This is a genomic window from Olivibacter sp. LS-1 (assembly GCF_008245145.1).
Lineage (GTDB): Bacteria > Bacteroidota > Bacteroidia > Sphingobacteriales > Sphingobacteriaceae > Olivibacter > Olivibacter oleidegradans.
This window is the reverse complement of the sequence record NZ_CP041643.1, coordinates 2,507,391-2,528,573: the sequence shown is the minus strand read 5'-3', so window position 1 is coordinate 2,528,573 and position 21,183 is coordinate 2,507,391. Positions and strand designations below refer to the sequence as shown.

General features: G+C 41.3%; 19 protein-coding genes. 10 read left to right on the top strand and 9 right to left on the bottom strand.

Annotated features, from left to right (window positions below; all coding sequences use genetic code 11):
- Positions 1 to 124 precede the first annotated feature (124 nt).
- Positions 125 to 787, top strand: a complete 663-nt coding sequence (locus tag FKG96_RS10250) for a LysE family translocator (RefSeq protein WP_246860267.1) — start codon at positions 125 to 127, stop codon at positions 785 to 787.
- Between the two features lie 105 nt (positions 788 to 892).
- Positions 893 to 2,476: a Na+/H+ antiporter gene (locus FKG96_RS10245; protein ID WP_013665847.1), complete on the top strand. Its 1,584-nt coding sequence runs from the start codon at positions 893 to 895 to the stop codon at positions 2,474 to 2,476.
- A 108-nt stretch (positions 2,477 to 2,584) separates the two neighbouring features.
- Here the strand turns inward: FKG96_RS10245 and FKG96_RS10240 are convergent, their stop codons facing one another.
- Positions 2,585 to 4,210 carry a polysaccharide lyase gene (locus FKG96_RS10240; protein WP_149106310.1) on the bottom strand — a complete coding sequence of 542 codons (1,626 nt, stop codon included), beginning with the start codon at positions 4,208 to 4,210 and terminating at the stop codon, positions 2,585 to 2,587.
- A 420-nt stretch (positions 4,211 to 4,630) separates the two neighbouring features.
- Between FKG96_RS10240 and FKG96_RS10235 the strand changes: the two genes are divergently transcribed.
- The 3 genes from FKG96_RS10235 (at position 4,631) to FKG96_RS10225 (ending at position 8,168) form a co-directional block, all read left to right on the top strand.
- Positions 4,631 to 4,834: a hypothetical protein gene (locus FKG96_RS10235; protein WP_149105479.1), complete on the top strand. Its 204-nt coding sequence runs from the start codon at positions 4,631 to 4,633 to the stop codon at positions 4,832 to 4,834.
- Positions 4,835 to 4,920: 86 nt separating this feature from the next.
- Positions 4,921 to 7,059, top strand: coding sequence for a TonB-dependent siderophore receptor (locus tag FKG96_RS10230; RefSeq protein WP_246860266.1), 2,139 nt, complete (start codon positions 4,921 to 4,923; stop codon positions 7,057 to 7,059).
- A 41-nt stretch (positions 7,060 to 7,100) separates the two neighbouring features.
- On the top strand, positions 7,101 to 8,168 hold the full coding sequence (locus tag FKG96_RS10225) for a PepSY domain-containing protein (RefSeq protein ID WP_149105478.1): 1,068 nt from the start codon (positions 7,101 to 7,103) through the stop codon (positions 8,166 to 8,168).
- A 223-nt stretch (positions 8,169 to 8,391) separates the two neighbouring features.
- Here FKG96_RS10225 and FKG96_RS10220 read toward each other — a convergent pair whose 3' ends face one another.
- Positions 8,392 to 9,459 carry an NADH:flavin oxidoreductase/NADH oxidase gene (locus FKG96_RS10220; protein ID WP_149105477.1) on the bottom strand — a complete coding sequence of 356 codons (1,068 nt, stop codon included), beginning with the start codon at positions 9,457 to 9,459 and terminating at the stop codon, positions 8,392 to 8,394.
- A 269-nt stretch (positions 9,460 to 9,728) separates the two neighbouring features.
- Between FKG96_RS10220 and FKG96_RS10215 the strand changes: the two genes are divergently transcribed.
- From FKG96_RS10215 to FKG96_RS10195, 5 genes are read left to right on the top strand one after another with little or no spacing between them, the layout of a single operon-like run.
- Positions 9,729 to 11,120, top strand: a complete 1,392-nt coding sequence (locus tag FKG96_RS10215; RefSeq protein WP_149105476.1) for a mercuric reductase — start codon at positions 9,729 to 9,731, stop codon at positions 11,118 to 11,120.
- Between the two features lie 5 nt (positions 11,121 to 11,125).
- Positions 11,126 to 12,085: an ABC transporter ATP-binding protein gene (locus FKG96_RS10210; RefSeq protein WP_130857083.1), complete on the top strand. Its 960-nt coding sequence runs from the start codon at positions 11,126 to 11,128 to the stop codon at positions 12,083 to 12,085.
- Positions 12,082 to 13,653, top strand: coding sequence for an ABC transporter permease/substrate-binding protein (locus FKG96_RS10205; RefSeq protein ID WP_149105475.1), 1,572 nt, complete (start codon positions 12,082 to 12,084; stop codon positions 13,651 to 13,653). Before FKG96_RS10210 ends, FKG96_RS10205 begins: the two co-directional genes overlap by 4 nt.
- A 4-nt stretch (positions 13,654 to 13,657) precedes the next feature.
- Positions 13,658 to 14,809, top strand: a complete 1,152-nt coding sequence (gene egtB / locus FKG96_RS10200; protein ID WP_149105474.1) for an ergothioneine biosynthesis protein EgtB — start codon at positions 13,658 to 13,660, stop codon at positions 14,807 to 14,809.
- Between the two features lie 12 nt (positions 14,810 to 14,821).
- Positions 14,822 to 15,817, top strand: coding sequence for an L-histidine N(alpha)-methyltransferase (locus FKG96_RS10195; protein ID WP_149105473.1), 996 nt, complete (start codon positions 14,822 to 14,824; stop codon positions 15,815 to 15,817).
- An 88-nt stretch (positions 15,818 to 15,905) separates the two neighbouring features.
- Here the strand turns inward: FKG96_RS10195 and FKG96_RS10190 are convergent, their stop codons facing one another.
- The 7 genes from FKG96_RS10190 to FKG96_RS10160 form a co-directional block, all read right to left on the bottom strand.
- Positions 15,906 to 16,667 (bottom strand): TerC family protein, encoded by a 762-nt coding sequence (locus tag FKG96_RS10190; RefSeq protein WP_013665836.1) that lies wholly within the window; start codon positions 16,665 to 16,667, stop codon positions 15,906 to 15,908.
- A 13-nt stretch (positions 16,668 to 16,680) separates the two neighbouring features.
- Positions 16,681 to 16,929, bottom strand: a complete 249-nt coding sequence (locus FKG96_RS10185; RefSeq protein ID WP_242627290.1) for a zf-TFIIB domain-containing protein — start codon at positions 16,927 to 16,929, stop codon at positions 16,681 to 16,683.
- A 185-nt stretch (positions 16,930 to 17,114) separates the two neighbouring features.
- Complete coding sequence (locus FKG96_RS10180) at positions 17,115 to 17,363, bottom strand: hypothetical protein (RefSeq protein WP_130857078.1); 249 nt, start codon at positions 17,361 to 17,363, stop codon at positions 17,115 to 17,117.
- Positions 17,364 to 17,570: 207 nt separating this feature from the next.
- Positions 17,571 to 18,374, bottom strand: coding sequence for a DUF2490 domain-containing protein (locus FKG96_RS10175; protein WP_149105472.1), 804 nt, complete (start codon positions 18,372 to 18,374; stop codon positions 17,571 to 17,573).
- A 1-nt stretch (position 18,375) separates the two neighbouring features.
- Entirely contained in the window at positions 18,376 to 18,825 is a 450-nt protein-coding gene (locus tag FKG96_RS10170) for a PepSY-like domain-containing protein (RefSeq protein ID WP_149105471.1), read from the bottom strand.
- 305 nt (positions 18,826 to 19,130) lie between these two features.
- A complete protein-coding gene (locus tag FKG96_RS10165) occupies positions 19,131 to 20,411 on the bottom strand; it encodes a cell wall metabolism sensor histidine kinase WalK (RefSeq protein WP_149105470.1) in 1,281 nt (426 codons plus the stop codon).
- On the bottom strand, positions 20,408 to 21,085 hold the full coding sequence (locus tag FKG96_RS10160) for a response regulator transcription factor (protein WP_149105469.1): 678 nt from the start codon (positions 21,083 to 21,085) through the stop codon (positions 20,408 to 20,410). The genes FKG96_RS10165 and FKG96_RS10160 overlap by 4 nt, the downstream gene beginning before the upstream one ends.
- Positions 21,086 to 21,183: the final 98 nt, after the last annotated feature.

The window sequence follows — 21,183 nt, the reverse complement described above, 5'->3', positions numbered from 1 at the left end:
CAACCTAAACCTTACTACATAAACGCATATTTTGCTTTTTTGTTTTGCTAGCTTTATTTTTTTGTTTACAAGAAGAAATCTACCGAGTATCAGCGACAGAATACTTATTGCGTACGTTTAAAAAATGAATGTTATATTCGTAATCATTATTCTTTTTATGGCTGGAATTGAAAATTATATCCTGTTTTTAGCAACCACAATAATCTTTGTTATGACACCTGGGATTGACACTGTGTTTGTGTTAAACAAATCCATTGCGGAGGGAAGAGCGGCGGGTGTGCATTCGATGTTAGGTATTACTTGTGGAATATTAGCACACACCTTGTTTGCCTCGCTTGGCCTTTCCATGATTATTGCACAGTCGGCCATGGCGTTCTCTGTTGTTAAATACGTAGGTGCACTGTATTTAATCTTTCTTGGGCTTTCCTCACTTCGCTCAAAAAAGGAATTGCAATTTGATATAGAGATAACCAAAGGTAAAAGTGGCTTTCAGAACTTTTATGCCGGTTTTATTACCAATATTCTCAATCCAAAAGTAGCATTGTTCTTCCTTTCCTTTTTTCCCCAATTTATTAACAAAGCGTATATGGATGATCCTAGTCCTTTTATAGCCCTTGGCGCAAGTTTCGCGCTATTGGGTAGTATTTGGCTTTCACTTATTGCTTATTGTTCTTCACTGTTCTCTGCCAAATTAAAGAAAAATTTGAAACTGAATAGCTGGCTCAACGAAATAACGGGCTGTGTGTATCTTTTAATGGGCATTAAAATGGCCTTTACAAAAAGATAACGATCACGTCCATCCGGTATCCAAATAAATAGCAGGTGAGCATGCTCCGTACGGCTAATTTAGCATTAAATTTGATCCTATATTTGTACTCCAAAAAACCTTAAGATGTTCGACCACTTTCCTTTCTACATAGGCTTACTGATTGTGATCTTGCTTCTGATCATGCTTGCAAAAAAATTGCGTATTGCTTATCCAATTGTACTAGTTATTGCCGGCCTGCTTATCAGTTTTATTCCGGGTCTACCTCGTGTCCATATAGAGCCCGAACTTATCTTTGTGATTTTCCTTCCCCCTTTGTTGTACGAAGCCGCATGGGCAACTTCCTGGAAAGAACTTTGGCGGTGGCGGCGCATTATCGTAAGCTTTGCTTTTGTCGTAGTTTTTCTAACAGCCCTCTCGGTAGCCTTGGTAGCCAATCATTTTATACCCGGATTCTCGCTGGCGCTAGGTTTTGTCCTCGGTGGTATTGTTTCGCCACCGGATGCGGTTAGCGCCACTGCAATCCTAAAATTTGTAAAAGTACCACGTAGAATGGTTTCCATTCTGGAGGGCGAAAGTTTAATGAACGACGCCTCTTCGTTGATCATCTTCCGATTTGCTCTCGTTGCGGTTGCTACCGGGCAATTTGTGTGGCATGAAGCGGCGCTCAGTTTTGGATGGATGGTTACTGGCGGTGTAGGAATAGGCCTGGCCATTGGGTGGATTTTTATGAAGGCTCATAAGTTACTACCCACCGATCCACAGATCGATATTGTACTGACCATTGTAACACCCTACGTGATGTATATTGCAGCAGAGGAAGCCCATTGTTCAGGCGTGTTGGCGGTAGTTTGCGGTGGTCTGTTATTAGCCAATAAGCGCCATAATTTTTTAAGTAGCCAGTCGCGACTAAGAGGTTTCAACGTATGGCAAAGCTTGGTGTTTGTGCTAAATGGCCTGGTATTTATGCTAATTGGTTTGGAATTGCCCGAAATCACTGCCGAGCTAGGTGGTATGAGCTTATCATCCGCTATAGGCTATGGCTTACTAATAAGTGCAGTGCTTATTATCGGCCGGATACTTGCAGCCTATGGAGCCGTGCTCGTTACGTTAATCGCCCGAAACTTTATCACCGTAGCCGACAAAAGAAATCCTGGAGCAAGAACGCCTTTTTTACTCGGTTGGTCGGGTATGCGGGGTGTAGTATCACTTGCTGCTGCCTTATCGATTCCGGTGCAGCTTGATAATGGAACAATATTTCCGCAACGCAATCTTATCTTATTTATTACGTTTGTAGTCATTCTCGTAACCTTGCTGGTGCAAGGATTAACCCTTCCCTATTTAATTAAGAAGATAGGCTTTCCTAACTTCGGCGACACCTTACCGGAGGAGGAAGCCGACAAATGGATTAAACGGCAATTGGCAACGCAGGCTCTGCGACATCTACAAACCTCCTATAAAGATCATTTGGAAAGTGATGGAATGTTAAAGCAACTCGTTTACAAATGGGAACATAAGACCCGTACAGATGCTCCGGAAGAAAATATAAGCGGCCGACATAAAGAGATTTATTTAGCGATTATACAAGAACAACGGACCTGGCTGCTAATACATAGTAATAAAGAACAAAATCTTGACGAGGAGATTGTGCGGAAACATCTCTATTACCTTGACCTAGAGGAGGAACGTTTAGCCTTGCTGAAGGGTTAATCGATCTCCCGGTCGTTAAACATGCATCGTACCACCTCCCGTCCCTAGTTAATTTAAGGAACGGGAGGTAGAGCTCTACATCATGTTCAAACCTTCTATTATCGTTTCTTATAATATTTTAGGAACCACACTATTTATAAATTCTTCAATATTGGTATATCCATCACCGTCCCGATCCAAGCTCGCATCGCCTGCATCTTTTGGATTCAAACCATGTGCAGTTTCCCACTCGTCCGGCATACCGTCTTGATCTGCATCCTGATAAGGAGTTCCCTTGTAGGTAGGGTAGCCACCAACCTGTTCCGGATCAGCGATTATGCCCATTTTATAGGAGTCTGCGGGTAGACGGCGTTTAACATAAGGGCTGCTTACGTCAGCTTTACTGTTTTTGTTATAAATAATCTTACCCGTTGCGACCTGTTTAATGATCCGCTCATCTACTGCATCGCGTTTCGGCAAGTTTGCTCCGACGTTCTTTAATACATGGTCATAAGCTTCTTTTGCGGACATCAAGGTAACTTTAGCCATCGGGAATGGTTTGTCGACACGAATCTGTGCGGTGTAAGGCTCCGCATTGGGCTTGTTTCCAATCTGTACACCCCCGGCCCAATTATCCGCTGTTACTGTTGCATTTCCTTCCACGATATTACCGGAGACATAAGCTTTTCCATATTCATTTTCATGCCCGCGATCTCTATTTCCTTCCGGCTTCAGTATACGATGCCCAATAGGTTTATCAATCGGCGTGATCGGCCCCGGTTTGTAATAGTTATTAATAAAATTGAAAAGCGAACGATGATCGCCCCCATCAGCGCTTCGATTCCACCAATTGAAGATAACATTATTAACAAAGCCAAAATCACCGTACATACCTATAGAAGGATTCCGACTAATGTTAGACGCCCAAAGGTTTCGCATAAAGGTGCTATTGAGTCCGCCAATGGTACTTCCAAAAGCGTGGTTATAACGGTCTAAGGCTTCTGAAAAGATTGAATTCTGTATAGTTACATTGACTGTTGGCAGTTTTTCCTGTTTCGTGCTATCTCCCCTATTATATACGTGACGATACATTGACATATTCTCATCGAGGCCCCAGCTCGCTGATACATGATCAATAATAATATTCCCGATACCATTTCCTCCCAAGGCATCGTCTCGTCTGTTAACATCGGTACTTCCCCGTCTGAAACGCATGTAGCGAATCACGACATCATGCGTATCAATCCATACCGATTCACCCGCAATACAAATACCGTCGCCAGGGGCAGTTTGCCCGGCAATGGTAATATAGGGCGCTCGGATACTAACGGGGCTTTTCAGATGAATAATACCAGCTACATTAAATACGACAATACGTGCCCCCCCTTGTTCACAGGCTTCGCGAAAGGTCCCCGGGCCGCTGTCTGCCAAACTCGTAACCACATATACTTTACCACCACGCCCCCCAAAAGAAAACGCACCACCACCTTCAGCGCCGGGAAAGGCAGGTATTTTTGCCTGTGGAAGATCTTCGGGTTTACTTGCCCAAGGGATATAGGGCTTCCCATTTTTCGCTTCTTTCTCGATAACCGGAAGTGCTTTAGCCCAAGCTGCCTCCTCATGGGCTTGAAATTTGGCCATCTCCGCATTTGCGGAATCTTCTATTGCTTTCGGTATAACTGGATATTGCGCCTTTGTGACACCTATTGAGCATGCCAACATACCCAGTGTGATTGCTGTGATTGATGCTTTCATCATAAATTAAAATTGATTCGCAATTAATGTAGAGGTGTTACGCTCTTGTCCCATCTAATATTGGCTAGTTGAAACAAATATCTACGCAATCGCATCATTTTTTTTGACCTTTATTATCTTCTTTCTATAACATCTTAGCTATCCTTGTAAAAAATTAGGAAGGCTAATTTATCTATAGAGAAAAACAAGAAGAATTTCTTTTGCATTACACTTTTTTTTAGCTTTGCAGCACCCATGTGTACGATGAAATCAAAACTTACTGTTTGCTTCTTGATACTGGTTGTATTAATGCAGCCTTTCGGCAGATTTTGGTTATTCGTATCTTTTAAATTAAATCAGCAGTATATAGCGACGGAGCTCTGTATTAATCGAGATCGGCCCGAATTACAGTGTAACGGGCAATGTGTTTTGATGAAAAAAATGAAAGAGCTCGAAAAAAGAGAACATGAACAGCAGCAAGAAATGGTAAAGCAGCTGGCTGAAATCATCTATTTACAAACGCCCCAACTTGCTCAACTTAATACAATTCCTACTTACAACATTAAGCAATCTTTTCTGATTGCCTATACCCAAGGAAGGCCAACTAATTACCATACTTCTTTATTGAAACCACCCAGGGTGTAATTTAAAATCTTTTTCAGACATAGGCATCAACCGTTTTAGCAAGATTCGGCATGTATTCTTTTTTGATTTTAAATTATGCTTTAACAATGAGATTCATAAGTAGTCTCTTTGTGTTATTGCTTCTTTCTATAGCAGTAACGCAAGGACAAACCATTTCTATCGATACGAACACCACGCGTAAACTCGACGAGGTATTGATCAGTGCACGACAAAAGCGCTATCAGATTGATAGTGTAACCAATGTTACGCGCACACCCAGTTCGTTGCAGCAAACACCGCAATCCATACAAGTGATTAGCCAACAGGTCATTCGCGACAAGCAGGCATTTACGCTAAACGATTTAACGAATACCTTAACAGGTGTAAAGGCCAATAACGGTATGGGATATTACAGCCTAAGAGGCTTTACTTTTTACAATCCTTTTGACGCAGGCATCATCACCTTCAACGGCATACGGGGAAATTTATATTTATGGAGTCAACAACCGCTACTTTACAATATAGAACAGGTTGAAGTATTAAGGGGACCTTCTTCGGTTCTTTTCAGTAATAATGCACCGGGGGGCACCATAAATTTTACCACTAAAAAGCCATTATCGCTGCCGCAGCTGGAACTAAGTGCATTTTATGGCAGCTGGAATGCTAAACGATTTTCTTTGGATGCTACGGGCCCCTTAACTAAGAATAAAAAACTGCTTTATCGTAGTATTGTCGGGTACGACCAAGGAAATAGTTTTCGCGACTATCAGGATGTTCGTAACTTGTTAATTGCTCCTTCCCTTTCTTATGAATTTAATTGCACCGGCAAACTGCTGCTGGAGGTAAACTACGCCTACGAGAAAGCCGTGCAGCAATATGACCGAGGTTCTTATGTTTTCACTCGCCCTGATGGTACCTTTGATTTTGATTATTATCCGAATAACCTAACGGCACAGAGCCCGAGTGACTATGGAAAAACGCATAACACATCCGTCAATCTGCGTTACGATCAACAATTGGGCAATAAGCTCCGACTTACCTTGGTGCAACGTTATGTGCGAAGTCGTTTCGATTATACCGACCATATTGTAACCGGCTTGATTCAGCATGACTCGATCAGTAGATCGTATCAAGACTGGCTATACGACCAATTTAACTGGCAAACAACGGCCTTTCTCAACTATGTTTTAAAAACAGGGCCATTAACTCATAATATCTTAACCGGTATCGATTATAATAATTATGGTTGGCATAAAAATGACTACCGAAATTCACCGGCGCAACGCATTAGCATTTTTAATCCCGATTATAGCCTTGACCCTCCAGCCCCCAACCCGGAAGTCGATTATTACGACGACAATAAAGAGCGTATTCATTTAATTGGCACTTATGTGCAGGATCAGATAAAATATAAAGATTTAATTTTGTTGCTATCCTTGCGCTATGACGATTACAGCTTGAGACGCGTCCCTTTATCAGCGCGTGATAATGAGCAAGGAAACGAATCGGATGCTTCGGCCTGGATTCCGCGAGTAGGATTAGTCTATTCGCCTATTGATGCGCTTTCCTTTTACGGCAGCTACACCACATCCTTCAATCCACAAACTTCCAATTCAGTACGAAACGGAGGGCCATTCCCGCCAAGAACAGCCAAGCAGGTTGAAGTGGGCAGCAAATCGTCTTGGTTCGAGAATCAATTTTCATTGACATTGGCGGCTTATCAGATCGATTACACCAATATATTAGCTGCTGCGCCGACAGATGAAAACCCAAATAGACAAGTCGCCATCGATGGAACACGTAGCAAAGGTTTTGAGGCCACTACCCAAGGGAACATCCATCATTTCAATCTGATAGTTGGATATGCGTACAACGATCATGTACTATTATCCGATAATACCTTAGGCGCTAAAGGTAGTCGCTTTGCAAATGCTCCCAAGCATATGGCCAATGCCTGGATCAAATACAATTTATCAACTGGTTTTGCAAAGGGGCTTGGTATCGGTATCGGTGGCAGGTACACCAGCAACCAGGTAGGTTTTGTAAGTGCACAAAATTTTTTGATACCAGCTTCCACTGTACTTGACGCTATGCTTAATTATGAACGTAACCGCTATAACATTCAATTCAATGTATATAATATTACAGATGAACGCTATTTTTTAGGCGGCAATTCGCGTACGGTTACGGCCTCGTTGGGTAATCCTTTTAATTTTAGAATAGGCATTAATTACCTGATTCGATAGTGACGTCAATAAAGAACAGATTACTACGCTGGGTATTTAGAATGCACGGCGTAACAGGGCTGATAACAGGTATTTTTCTAATCTTACTGGGATTGAGCGGATCAGCATTGGTTTTTATGGAAGAGTTGGACCATTATACCAATAGGCATCTTTTTCAAGTAAAAGAAACCGCGGCCAAAATGTCGCTTGATACGATCTATCATCGCATTACCGCTCAATATCCTCGGCTTAGCGGCATCGCCTGGTTAAATCCGCAAGCAGCTCCCACCGAAGCTTACAATTATCGTTTATACCTAAATGATAGTAAAATCCATACCTACGATCTAGCTGTATTGACCATTGATCCCTATACGGGTCGTATTATACGCGAAGGACGTTATGATCAATGGCAATCCGGCTTTATGCAGTGGTTATTTCAATTTCATTTCTCCTTTCATTTTGGTATGCCGGGTACCTTATTAACCGCTGTACTCGGAATAACTATGCTTATTTCTATTCTTACAGGCGTGCTGATTTATCGAAAACAGGTATGGAAAGTTTTGTGCTTTAAAAAACCGATTCGATGGCACAATAGAAGGATGCTAAGTTCCGATCTGCATCGTATCGTCGGTATTTGGTCTTTGTTGTTTAATGCGGTTATCTTTTTCACTGGCTTTTGGCTGAATCTTTTTGCCTTTGACTCGAGTGCATGGCACAGTAAAATGCAAGTAAATCCGCCCAATCGAGCAGATGTCCTCTCAATTGACAGCCTTTATAAGAAAGCTTCCCATGCATTGCCGCAGCTTAAAGTCCATTCCGTATATATGCCCACTCAACCCGGTCGCGGCTTCGCCATTCGCGGTAGCTTACCGGGTGATAATCCATTTTTTGGACAGGCAAGTAGCGTTACGTTAGACGTCAAAAGCGGAGCGGTCGAAGCTATAAAAGAATCCGATAAACTTGATTTCTCCGAAAAACTGCGCACACTGGTTCTACCCCTTCATGCCGGTAGTTTTGGTGGTCTGCCTGTTCGGATATTATATGTATTCATTGGTTTAACGCCTGGTTTATTAAGCATCACCGGTTTTTTATTATATCTAAAAAGAACGAATAAACAACGTAAAAGCTAGTAAGCAACAAAAATCCAACTACACCGCCAAATACTTTTTCCCGCAAAAAAGTATTCAAAAAAGCTCGTCGCCGGAATCTTGCTATAATGGTATGCATCAACATGCAAACAGCAAATTTCCTAGGCGACATTTCCGAAAGCCAACAGTTCATACTTTTAACCGAACGTATTAGCTTTAGCCTTTAAATATAGCCCTGTGTATGGGATCCCTACTATACAAGCGATTAATTCGGTTTGGCCCTTTCATACTGAATCGGCCATTCAATCGAATCCCGCAACTCATCAGCAGCCTGTAGCGGAAAATAAGGATTGCGCAAAAGTTCACGCGCCATGGCAATTAAGTCGGCATCGCCATTAACAAGAATGGTTTCGGCTTGCGTAGCATTGGTTATCAGCCCAACGGTTGCTGTTAGAATACCCGCTTCTTTCTTTATTTTTGAAGAAAAAGGCAATTGGTAAGCAGGACCTACAGGGATTTTTTGATAAGGAACAAGTCCGCCACTAGATACATCCAGTAGATCGACACCTCTGGTTTTGAGAATGGACGCTAACTGGATTGATTGATCCAAATCCCATCCACCTTCCGCCCAATCGCTAGCTGAAATTCTTACAAATAAAGGCAATTCTTTCGGTGCCACGCTTCGCACCGCATCAATAACTTCCAGTAACAACCGAATGCGATTCTCGAAACCGCCTCCATATTCATCTTGCCTTTGATTACTCAAAGGCGATAGAAATTGGTGCAACAAGTACCCATGTGCCGCATGTATTTCGATAAGCTCGAATCCGGCACGCAATGCACGCTCGGCCGCTGACTTAAAATTACTTACGATGGCACGAATCCCCTCTATATTCAATTCGACAGGTACGGCATAATTATCGGAGAAAGCAATTGGAGAAGGGGCCACCGGCACCCAGCCACCATCTTCAATACTAACTTTCCCTCTACCCTTCCAAGGCGCAGCCGTGCTGGCCTTACGCCCCGCATGGGATAACTGAATCCCAGGCACGGATTGTTGATTTTTAATAAATTGGGTAATCTGCAATAGCTTCTCAATATGAGCATCATTCCAAATACCTAAGTCGTCAGGTGAGATTCTGCCGTCGGGCGATACAGCGGTAGCTTCAGCGATGATTAGCGAAGCACCCCCAATAGCCCTACTTCCCAAATGCACTAAATGCCAATCATTGGCAAATCCGTCTACGGCGGAATATTGACACATCGGAGAAACTATTATTCTATTTTTTAAGGTAATTCCATTCAACGGGAGTGGACTGAAAAGCTTCGACATAATAAAGAAATAAATTAAAACACAAGTTTAAGGAAGGAATCTGAAATGTCCATCATCGTCGTCATTGCGAGGAAGAATGACGAAGCAATCTGCGTTTTTTTAGGTGATCATCACCTTTTAGAAACCTCCTTTACATCAAATGTAGGGAAATTGTGTTAGATAGGTGTCAGAGAAAATTAAAAGTGAACTCCATTCACAAACCATTTAAGTGCTTTCTTGTTAGGAATTAAGGTGCTTGCGGACCTTCGAACACCTAGAAACCAATATATATGAAGATTAGACAATATGATGCCATTGTTATTGGCTCCGGACAGGCGGGCGTTCCCTTAGCGAAAAAACTTGCGAACCATGGAAAAAAAGTAGCCATCATTGAGAAGCGATGGATTGGTGGAACTTGCGTGAACGACGGTTGCACGCCTACTAAAACATGGATAGCTTCTGCAAAAGCAGCTTATGATGCCCACAAAAGTACTGAGCTCGGCGTTTTTGTAGAAGACGCTAAAATTGACATGACCATTATAAAAAAGCGTAAGGACAAAATCGTCAAAAATGCACGGAGCGGAAATCAAAAAGCATTGGAGAGTACTAAAAATTTAGATGTCATCTTTGGTGAAGCCGCTTTTACGGATTTCAAAACGATCGGTGTGACTTCCGATACCGGGTCTCAACAGATACTGAAGGCAGATTTATTTTTCTTGAATACAGGTACTGTCCCATTTATCCCCGAAATTGAGGGCCTCAACGCCATTAATTTCCTTACCTCGACCAGCATACTCGAATTGGATCAAGTGCCTGAGCATTTGCTAATTATAGGCGGCAATTATATTGGCCTGGAGTACGGCCAAATGTTCCGTCGCTTTGGCAGCAGAGTCACGATTGTGGAAAAATCGCCAAGAATTATGGCTCGCGAGGATCCGGACGTATCCGAAGAAATGCACAAATTACTGAAACCGGAAGGAATCGACATCCTGCTCAATGCGGAAACCACCTTTTTCGACAAGCAGGGACCTGAAAAAGTTGTAGCGACCATCCATACCAACGGAAAAAAGCAAAAAATTAGTTGTAGTCACGTGTTGGTCGCTACAGGCCGTGTTCCACAGACTGGACCGCTTAAGCTAAACAACACCGGTGTAAAACTCGACAATAAAGGATACATAAAGGTAAACAGCAAACTCGAAACCAATGTAAAAGGCATTTATGCCTTAGGTGATGTGAAGGGCGGACCTGCATTTACCCATATTTCATATAATGATTATACAATTGTTTATCGTAATCTTTTGGAAAACACGAATTATACAACACGTAACCGATCGATACCCTATTGTGTATTTACAGACCCGCAGCTCGGACGCATCGGCCTGAGTGAGACAGAAGCGAAAAAACAGGGCTTAACTATAAAAGTAGCGAAGCTGCCGATGACCGCTGTGGCCCGCGCAGTTGAAACAGGCGATACCCGTGGTTTTATGAAAGCCATTGTAGATGCCAAAAGTAAACGAATACTAGGGGCTTCTATTCTTGCAGCGCAAGGCGGCGAAATCATGACCATCTTACAAATGGCTATGGAAGGTAAAATCACTTACGACCGCATTCGCTATGGCGTGTTTGCACATCCGCTTTATGCCGAATCATTAAATAATCTTTTTATGACATTGGAAGATTAAAATTTATGATCAAAGTACAAGGGGTAAGTAAATCGTACAATAGCCTAAAAGCAGTGAATGAGCTGTCTTTGGAAATAAAGGAAGAAGAAAATTTGATCCTTCTCGGTGCGAGTGGTTGCGGTAAAACGACAACGCTTAAAATGATTAACTGCCTGATTAAACCAGATCAAGGACAAATTTTCATTAATGGCAAGAACATTCAGGACCAGTCTCCGATAGACCTGCGACGGAATATCGGTTATGTTTTACAAAATAATGGCCTGTTCCCCCACTATTCAGTCGCTCAAAACATTGCTATCGTTCCACACTTATTGAAATGGGATAAAAAACGGATAGAAACGAGGGTAGATGAGCTATTGGAAAAACTGCACCTTCCCAACTCCTATCGAAGCAGGTATCCGCACGAATTAAGCGGTGGGCAACAACAACGCGTAGGAATTGCCAGAGCATTGGCAGCTCATCCTCCGATTTTGCTCATGGATGAACCTTTTGGGGCCTTGGATAACGTTACTCGGACAAAAATACAGGAAGAATTTAAAGCTTTAGATGAATTAAAAAGAAAGACCATCGTTATGGTTACGCATGATGTCCAAGAAGCGTTTACACTGGGTAACCAAATCTGCTTAATGGATAAGGGAGCAGTTGTCCAAATAGGCAAGCCTTGGGATCTATTATTTAAACCGTCCCATTCGCTGGTAACAAGCTTTCTACAGGAGCAACGTTTACAACTCGAGTTCAAGACAATTCTATTGGCAGCGTTATGGCCTTGGCTACCCACAGCGGACCAAACAAATGATCATATCACTCTTTCGTCCCAATCCACACTATGGGATGCACTGGAACGCCTTCAGCAGAATAAAACCGAAACACTTCAAATCGTCGACCATAAAAAAGAAGCAAAAACAGCAGGATTTGAGCAGTTAATGTCAGCTATTTACCGCTATAAAAAAACCATCGTTACATGAACGAACAACAGCAAACGCTCTGGCACTTTATGTGGCAACAGGCAGATAAGCTGTTGGTCCAAACCTTACAGCATATAGGCCTGACCTTCATTTCCTTGTTGATAGCGGTATTGTTGGGACTACCGCTGGGTATTTTAATTGCACGAAATCGAAATTTATCCGGAATTGTTTTAGGTACTGTTGGTATCTTGCAAACTATACCAAGCATCGCCCTACTAGGATTTCTAATTCCCGTACTTGGTATAGGTGCTAAACCAGCTATTGTAGCCTTATTTCTCTATGCTCTTCTTCCGATCATCCGCAATACCTATACGGGTATTACGGGCATTAACCCAACTGTCAAGGAAGCCGCTATTGCGCTTGGTCTTAACAAACAACAACTACTTCTACAGGTTGAATTACCACTCGCAATGCCCGTAATATTAGCGGGTATACGCACGGCTACCGTCATTAACGTCGGAGTGGCTACTTTGGCTTCTTATATTGCCGCCGGCGGCTTAGGCGAGTTCATCTTCGGCGGAATTTCTTTAAACAATACAAACATGATACTTGGCGGCGCTATACCGGCCGCATTACTCGCTTTGCTCTTTGATTTTTTACTTTCCCGTTTACAAAAATTGAATATTAAAACGCTTAACCGAACTACCCTTGCTATGCCGGTATTACTTATTTTATTAAGTCTGCTTTATTTTGTTCCCACGGCCTACGGAACAAAGCTCGTTGCCGGCTTTACGCCGGAATTTATGGGACGACAGGATGGGAATGTGGGGCTTGAAAGAATCTATGGCTTAAAAATTCATACGGTGGTCATCAATGATGCGGTCATGTATAAAGCCGCCTATGAAAAGCAATTGGACGTCATTAGCGGCTATTCGACAGATGGTCGTTTAAAAGCATATGACCTGGTTGTTTTAAAGGATGATAAGGGTATTTTCCCACCTTACTATGCAGCGCCCATTGTTCGAAATCAAGCGCTGGAAAAATTCCCTTCGCTCGAAAAAACATTGAATCTGCTGGTCGGAAAAATAAACGATAGCGTGATGACCGATCTAAATTACCGCGTTGATCATCTCCATCAATCACCTGAGCGCGTGGCACATGACTTTCTGAAAGCACACGGCCTGTGGAGAGAAAGAGGCGGAAAAAAGAAGGGAACAGTACGCTTGGGTTCTAAAATCTTTGGCGAACAATACATCTTGGCCAGCCTGTACAGTCAGTTAATAAAAGGTTTCACGGATTATGATGTAGTTGCCAAAACCGGCCTAGGCGGCACCAAAATTTGTTTCGATGCGTTGATGAATGATCAGATCGATCTTTACCCGGAATATACAGGAACAGGCCTCCTAGCCATTCTGAAGCCACCTCAACAAACGATTGATTCATTAGGTGGCGATAAAGATAAAACCTTCGCCTATGTCAAGGACCAATTCGAAAAAAAATACGGAATTAGCTGGCTGAAGCCTATCGGCTTTAATAACGCCTATGCACTCATGATGCGGAAACAGCAGGCAGAAACCTTTCATATTGAAACCATATCAAATCTCAAAGAGTATTTAAAAAATCAATAGTCATATGGATATATACACTCGTTATAAAAGTCTTCGTCAACGAACAGAAGATATTTGCCGTCCGCTAGCGATTGAAGATTATGTCGTCCAACCGATCGTAGACGTGAGTCCACCTAAATGGCATCTTGGACATACCACCTGGTTTTTTGAGACCTTTATTTTAACCCCTCATGTTCAGGGATATCAGCCATTTAATCCGGATTACAATTACGTTTTTAACAGCTACTACGAAACCATCGGCAATCGGGTCATCCGTACAGATAGAGGTAATCTTAGCAGACCAACCGTTGATGATATCTATCGCTACCGCCAACATGTAGATGAAGCCATATTAAAAATACTTTCGGCTCCTCTTGAGCCGGAAGTAAGCAATCTAATTGTATTGGGCATTCATCACGAGGAACAACATCAGGAACTTTTATATACGGACATTAAGTATATATTGGGCCACAATCCCCTATTTCCAGCCTATGATGTCACGTATCAACCACCTACTTTGAAATCAACATCAACTAATGATTTTATTCGCATTAAGGAAGGACTTTACGAAATTGGGTTTAAAGGGGATGGCTTTTGCTTTGATAACGAACTTGGTAGACATAAGGCTTATCTTAACGAATTTGAAATAAGTAACCGTTTAGTAAGTAATGCCGAATATCTTGAATTTATAAATGATGGTGGTTACAGCGATTTTCGCCATTGGCATGCCGAGGGCTGGGACTGGGTCAGAAACGAAAAAATAACGGCACCCCTCTATTGGCATTTCATTGACAATAGTTGGTATCATTATACGTTTCGGGGTCTGGAACCTATTGATTTAGAAGCATCTGTACGACATGTAAGTTACTTCGAGGCTTATGCTTATGCGGCTTGGAAGGGTTTAAGATTGCCTACTGAATTTGAATGGGAGGTGGCTGCGCCAAATTTTACCTGGGGAGAAAACTGGGAATGGACAGAAAGTGCCTACTTACCTTACCCTGGATTTAAAAAGGCCCCTGGCGCGATCGGTGAATACAATGGTAAATTTATGGTTAACCAAAAAGTATTACGTGGAGCTTCTGCGGTTACTTCGCCCGGGCACAGTCGTCTCACGTATCGAAATTTTTTCCAGACCAATCTACGCTGGCAGTTTACGGGCATTCGGTTAGCAAAATAATTGACAAAGAGCATGAACAAAAATATTTCAGATTTAATGGATGACCTATTCGAAGCCGCTAATACAAAAACAGCACTTTTTTATAACGATGTTATAAAAGGCCTTCGGGAGAACCCGAAGCACTTGGATTCTAAATATTTCTACGATGCGGCGGGCGACAAGCTATTCCGCGAAATCATGAACTGCCCTGAATATTATCTTACCCGGGCCGAACTCGAAATTTTTTCAGGGAAGACTGTCGAGCTTGCAGCGGCACTTAGCCGTGACCGGGATAGTTTTGATCTGATTGAATTAGGTGCCGGTGATGCAACAAAATCGACCTACCTACTAAAAGAATTGTTAGGGCAACAGATCGATTTTCGCTACATCCCCATTGATATATCGGCAAATGTAATTGAGAATCTTAACGAAAGTTTACCTAAAGTACTACCTCGACTTAAACTGACGGGTCTGAACGGTGAGTATTTTGAGATGCTGGAAAAAGCGACCTCGTTATCAAAGAGGCCTAAAGTTGTTTTATTCTTAGGATCAAATATCGGCAATATGCCTGTAGACAGGGTGACCGAATTTTGCAAAAAACTCCGCAAGCATTTATCTAAGGGCGACCGCCTACTTATGGGGATGGATATAAAGAAAAATCCCAAGACGATCTTGGCGGCTTATAATGATAAAAGCGGTATCACAAAACGTTTTAACCTGAACCTACTCGAGCGAATTAATCGCGAGCTCAATAGCAATTTTATTATAAGCCGTTTTGACCATTACGCTACCTATGATCCGGAAAGCGGGGCTTGCAAAAGTTATCTTATCAGCCTTGACAATCAAACCGTACAAATAGGTGAAGAGGTCTTTCACTTCGCTGAGAATGAGCCGATTTTTATGGAGATCTCACAAAAATTCAGCTTCGAGCAGATTCAAGACTTAGCCGATAAATCCGGGTTTAAATTTATTGATCAACTGTTTGACAGTAAAAAATGGTTCACTGACGTTATTTGGTCAGCTGAATGATAATTTGGTATTTTCTCCCGTCATAAAAATAAGAAAGCAAAATCCCGCGGCATTTCAGGCTCACGGGATTTTGATCAATTCTCCCGTTTTATAACTGCGTATCGTTTAGTTTAATGGTTCGTTTTTTTCGAAGTCGGATATTCAATAATTCGACAATCAACGAAAAACCCAAACAAGAATAAATAATGCTTTTACTTACCTCCTGATGGAAACCTCCGGCAATTAACACTACGCCTATGACAACCAGAAACGTTAAAGCAAGCATCTGCAAGGTAGGCTGTTTGTTAATAATCCGTAATACAGGGCCGGCAAAAGCCATCATTACACCGATGGATATAATAACCGCTATAATCATGATCAGTACGTAATCAACTAAACCTACTGCGGTTAAAATTGAATCGAAGGAAAAAACAGCATCAACCAAAACTATTTGTACTAAGACCGCACCGAAGCCAACCGGACTTTTTTTCTGGTGTAGGTCTTCATCCTGTTCTTGCAATTTATGATGGATTTCTAAGGTGCTTTTCACAATCAGAAAGAGTCCACCAGCTATCAGAATGAGATCCTTGTAGCTAAGCGGGATATCCTCCTTACCAAATAAACTTAAGGTCATAACCGGGTCCTTCAGTCCGATAATCCAGTTTATGCAAAGCAATAAGGCAATTCGGAAAACCATCGCCAAGGTCAAGCCAAGATTACGTGCTTTGCGCTGTAATTTCTCCGGCAACTTTCCTGCAACAATGGAGATGAAAATGATATTATCGATACCTAATACAATCTCAAGAAAGCATAAAGTAATCAGGCTGATCCAAACTCCGGGATCGGCAAAATTAGGGATTTCAAATTCCATAGGGCGTCAGGGATTAATCGAAGTCAAATAAATCACCTAAAAACGATTTCTTTTTATGTGGTCGTTGTTGATAACGCTTATCACGATAGTCGGATTTGTCTTTATAGTCGTTCCACTGATTTGAGCTGTTATATGATTCAGAAGGCTCATCGTTTTGCCCATTATCAACGTAATTGATAATTTTGTCAAGCTCTCCTTTATCGAGCCAAATCCCCCGACATTTTGGACAATAATCTATTTCCACCTGGTATCTTTCGGACATCAGTAAAGTTTCATTACAATTCGGACATTTCATTTTACTACTTTTTTTTAGGACTCAACTCAGTATCTATTAATTAAAATTGAACAGGTTTAACGACATAGCAAACCTACACTCGCTTTTCCATGTTCATTCGTCCCCCGCTTGTCGGGGAACCTACAATTAGAAGTTATATGAAATATGGTCCGTCAGAACAAGGTATAGATGTGTAAAAAAGTATAATAGGAAGGCTTTAGCCAGCACCCATGGATAAGGAAAAAGGTCGTAATGCTTTGATTAACCGATACTACCGACTCTGCATCAATTCGCTTGTATTTTTCGAGTCCCTTCTTTTCTTTTTCAGCATGGATGTATTTTCCCGGCCCAATTTCCAAATCGTCCAACAGCGTCTCTTGGACGAGTACGCTCTGCACTTCCTTTCCTGTATTTAAAAGCAAGTTTTGATAAAGCAGAAAAAAAGGAAAGAGTATGCTCAACCACAGTAGTAGTAGAGAAAAACGCTTTCTGATTATTATGTTGTCGCGTAAGAGGGAAGACACAAACTATTACTTTTTATTCAAAAATAAACATTATGGACTTTCATTAGATATTATAACAGACAATATCAGCGAAAAGTTACAAAAAACGAAAAGGTATTGACTCATTTAGTTCCCCTGCTTATGTCTTAGCAAACCAAGGGGATTATTATAGATTACATCCAGTGCTAAGTAGTGTGCAGAAAAAGGCGACTGGGATCCCACCAAATTGTTCATATAGCCAAGATCAATGGTGAACGGTAACTCCTGTGGTGATATCGAATAATAAAAAGTGAATCTGCTTTCCCGATATTTGAAGCTCGACCACCTTTCAGACAAGGCACTTCTACTTGTTGAAAATAAGGATTCGTATCCACCAATAAGCTTATGAATTTTGTGTTTATCTAAATTGATTGCAAGTTGTAATTTTAAACGTGACCGAAGTTGAAGATCTTCCGAAGATGCTTCTTCAAAAGGTTGAGCAAAAGTTCGAAGCTCTTGCCGAAAAGTAGTGGTGAATTTTAGCCTTTCATTTTTAATTGTATAGGCCATTCGTCCGTACAATCTCCACTCCCGTTCAAAACCCGCAACTGTTCGTCTATAAGGAGCAAAATCGTTATACTCCTCTTGCTTCCGATAACTCAAAGCGATTGAGTATTGCCAATGCGGGTGAAACCGATGATAAAATTCCTGATTTATCACCAGAATAGCAGGCTTAAAAAATAGGGCGTAATTGTCCGGATTACTTTTACGCCCTAAACCGATATAAGACATCGATTGCCATTTTTTTGAGACACCTAAATCTTGCCTTAATCCAAACGCAAACCAACCGGCGGTGTTTGCTTCCCCTAAGCCAGGGGGGCTAATCTGAGCATAAGTTGCGCTTGATAAACAAAAAGCGGTAAAGCAAAGAAGCAAAAGGAGCTTTTTCATGTTAATCCAACGCGCTGCTCAACACCTTCCCATTCGTATCAAAAGCCACCTTTAGTTCTTCGGCAGCACTTTTCAGTTCAAGTGTATAGACAACTTGTTGCGCTTTCGTAATCTTCTTCACATCTTCTATACGATATTTACTAAAGTCTTTTTTGATCGTTGCTAACACCGTTGAAGGCAAATCCTTTTTGGAAACTTCTTCTTTATGTTCGATCAACTTCCCTCCTTTATCGTACCATACATCATGATCTACAGACAAGAGACCTGTCTCAAACTCAACCTTGTATAGATCGCCCTGCATCTCCCATTCTACGTCCGAAGCTTTTGGAAATGCTTTATTGAAACTGTTTACCACGACGGACGGAACCTGGCTTGGTTGGATATCCTGTCCAAGCGAAACACCGGCATTGATCAGCAATGCGAAAAAACCGATTAACATACTCTTTTCCATGTTCTTTTAATTATTGATTTAATACAAAGAAATGGGTCAATTCTGGAAAAAATCTGGAATACAAAACGCAAAGACACAAATGTAATATTCGCCTATTATGCATTAGTTTCTTCATCCGTTTATCATACTAAAGTTCTACCCTTTCCCTAAACAGGGGGTAAAGAAAGGGTAAACAAAAGGTTTAGTCAGAGGTAAAGAAAAGGTAAACGAAGGGTATAGAAACAGTAAGGAAAAGGTATTGCAAGTATAAGCGTTTGTTTGGTGTGATCCTGAGACTAGTTCTTGTCTCAGAATAGACGGCATTTTCACTTTACATTATTAAATCGAATCTCGAAGCAATGTTTGCTGTCAAAAAAATAATACGAAACATTAAAATCATACAGATTACAGATAGCTTTCATAATGGCTAAGCCCAGGCCGGTTCCTTCCGATTTTTTGTCGGTCGATTTATAAAAACGATTAAATATTTTATCAGCTTCGAGTGGCCCGCTTTTCGCTGTATTGCTTACGGTTAGCGCATCAGTCTTTATTTCAACACGAACCTGCCCGTGTGGCATGTTATGAAAAATCGCATTCCTAATGAGGTTAGAAACAATAATATTAGCCAATGCGGGGTCCATTTCCACGGTTAAATCCGCCTCTTCATGTACTTCTATTGCTGTATTTTTAAATGTTGCAAACTCCTCTAAATCTAGTAAGGTTTGTTTTATCACTTCATTCAAGGATATATTTTGCTGATCAAAAAATTGCTTGTTTTCGATTTTTGTTAAAAGTAATAGGGATTTGTTCAGACGAACTAAGCGTTCGATTATTTGCAGTACTTGCGCAATATTTTCCGCTTGCTCATTTTCTATATTTCCCTTCTCAAGCAGTAACTCCAATTTACTCGTAGCTATCGCTAAGGGTGTTTGTAACTCATGCGAAGCGTTTTCAATGAATTGTTTTTGCTGTTGGTAAGTTTCCATACTATGCTGCAGCAACGTATTAACGGCATTCTTCAGCATACTGAATTCTTTCACATCGGTATTTATATCAGGTAGCTCCCTACTACGTCCTAACCTGAATCTAGTAACCTGGTTTAAGAAGTTATAGAAAGGCTGCCATAATTTTCGTAAAACAATGTTGTTGATAAGAATAATACTCACGACCAAAATGACATAGAGCCAGAACACCGACCAAAAAAGATCTTCAATTAAATCATCTTCTTCTACCATTGAATTGATGACTCTCAACTCATAAAAATGTCCTTGGTGTTCGAATGCAGTTGTAAGCATGCGCACGGGCTCTAAATCGTCTTCATCCAGCATATACATAAGCGTGTCCGAATACCGATCTTTCATTTTAATCGCAAGTTTTTCCTCCACTTCCCGAATGGCATAGTTACTTTCATCAAAATAGTTTTTCTTCAATATGGTAGAGTCTGTATCTGCTTTTTGAAGAATCAGCACTTTATAATTTTCCAAGCCATCGTCAATGCTATCATGAATTTCATCGAGCATATTGATGTAAAAAATGATTGACCAGATGGTTACAATGAGTAAAATCGAAACGGAAAGATATTTCAGTGATTTATTGAGCAGCTTCATTTCTCTACCATTTTATAACCGACTCCGTAAACCGATTCGATTTCAATCGCTGCATTAGCTTGCTGTAATTTTTTTCGAAGGTTTTTAATTTGATAGTAAATGAAGTCGAGGTTGTCTGCCTGATCAATGTTATCGCCCCAAACATGTTCAGCCAAAGCCGATTTGGTAACCAGACGATTGGTATTTAGTAGAAAATAATTGAGTATGTCAAACTCCTTTCGATTGAGTGCAACCGCTTCCCCATTCACTAAAAGTTGTCGCTCATTTAAGTCTAACACAACATTTCGTGTTTCGATCGTATGTTTACCGTCCAGCTTCTTTCTTCTTAAAACTGCTTTGATACGTGCATTGAGTTCCGCAATATGAAAAGGTTTAGTTAAATAATCGTCCGCTCCCAGTTCAAGTCCTTTTAGTTTATCATCCAACGAATCTTTTGCCGAAATAATGATAACGTTCTCTGACTTTTCGGATTGTTTCAGCTGTTCCAACAATTGAAGTCCGCTACCACCGGGCAGCATAATGTCCAGCAGAATACAATCATAGTCATACATCTGGATCTTGTCCATGGCCGTATGATAGTCGCTAGCTGACTCAATTAAAAAGTATTCTTTAAGCAACGAAGAAGTAATAGCGTCCAATAGATCTTCCTCGTCCTCAACAATCAAGATTTTCATCTAGTTATCATTTGTTCGTCATCAACTTCAGGACCACTGAAAAGCTGTCCTTACCCACCTATACGTAATTTTTCATTACGGCAAGTATAGGGTTAAAT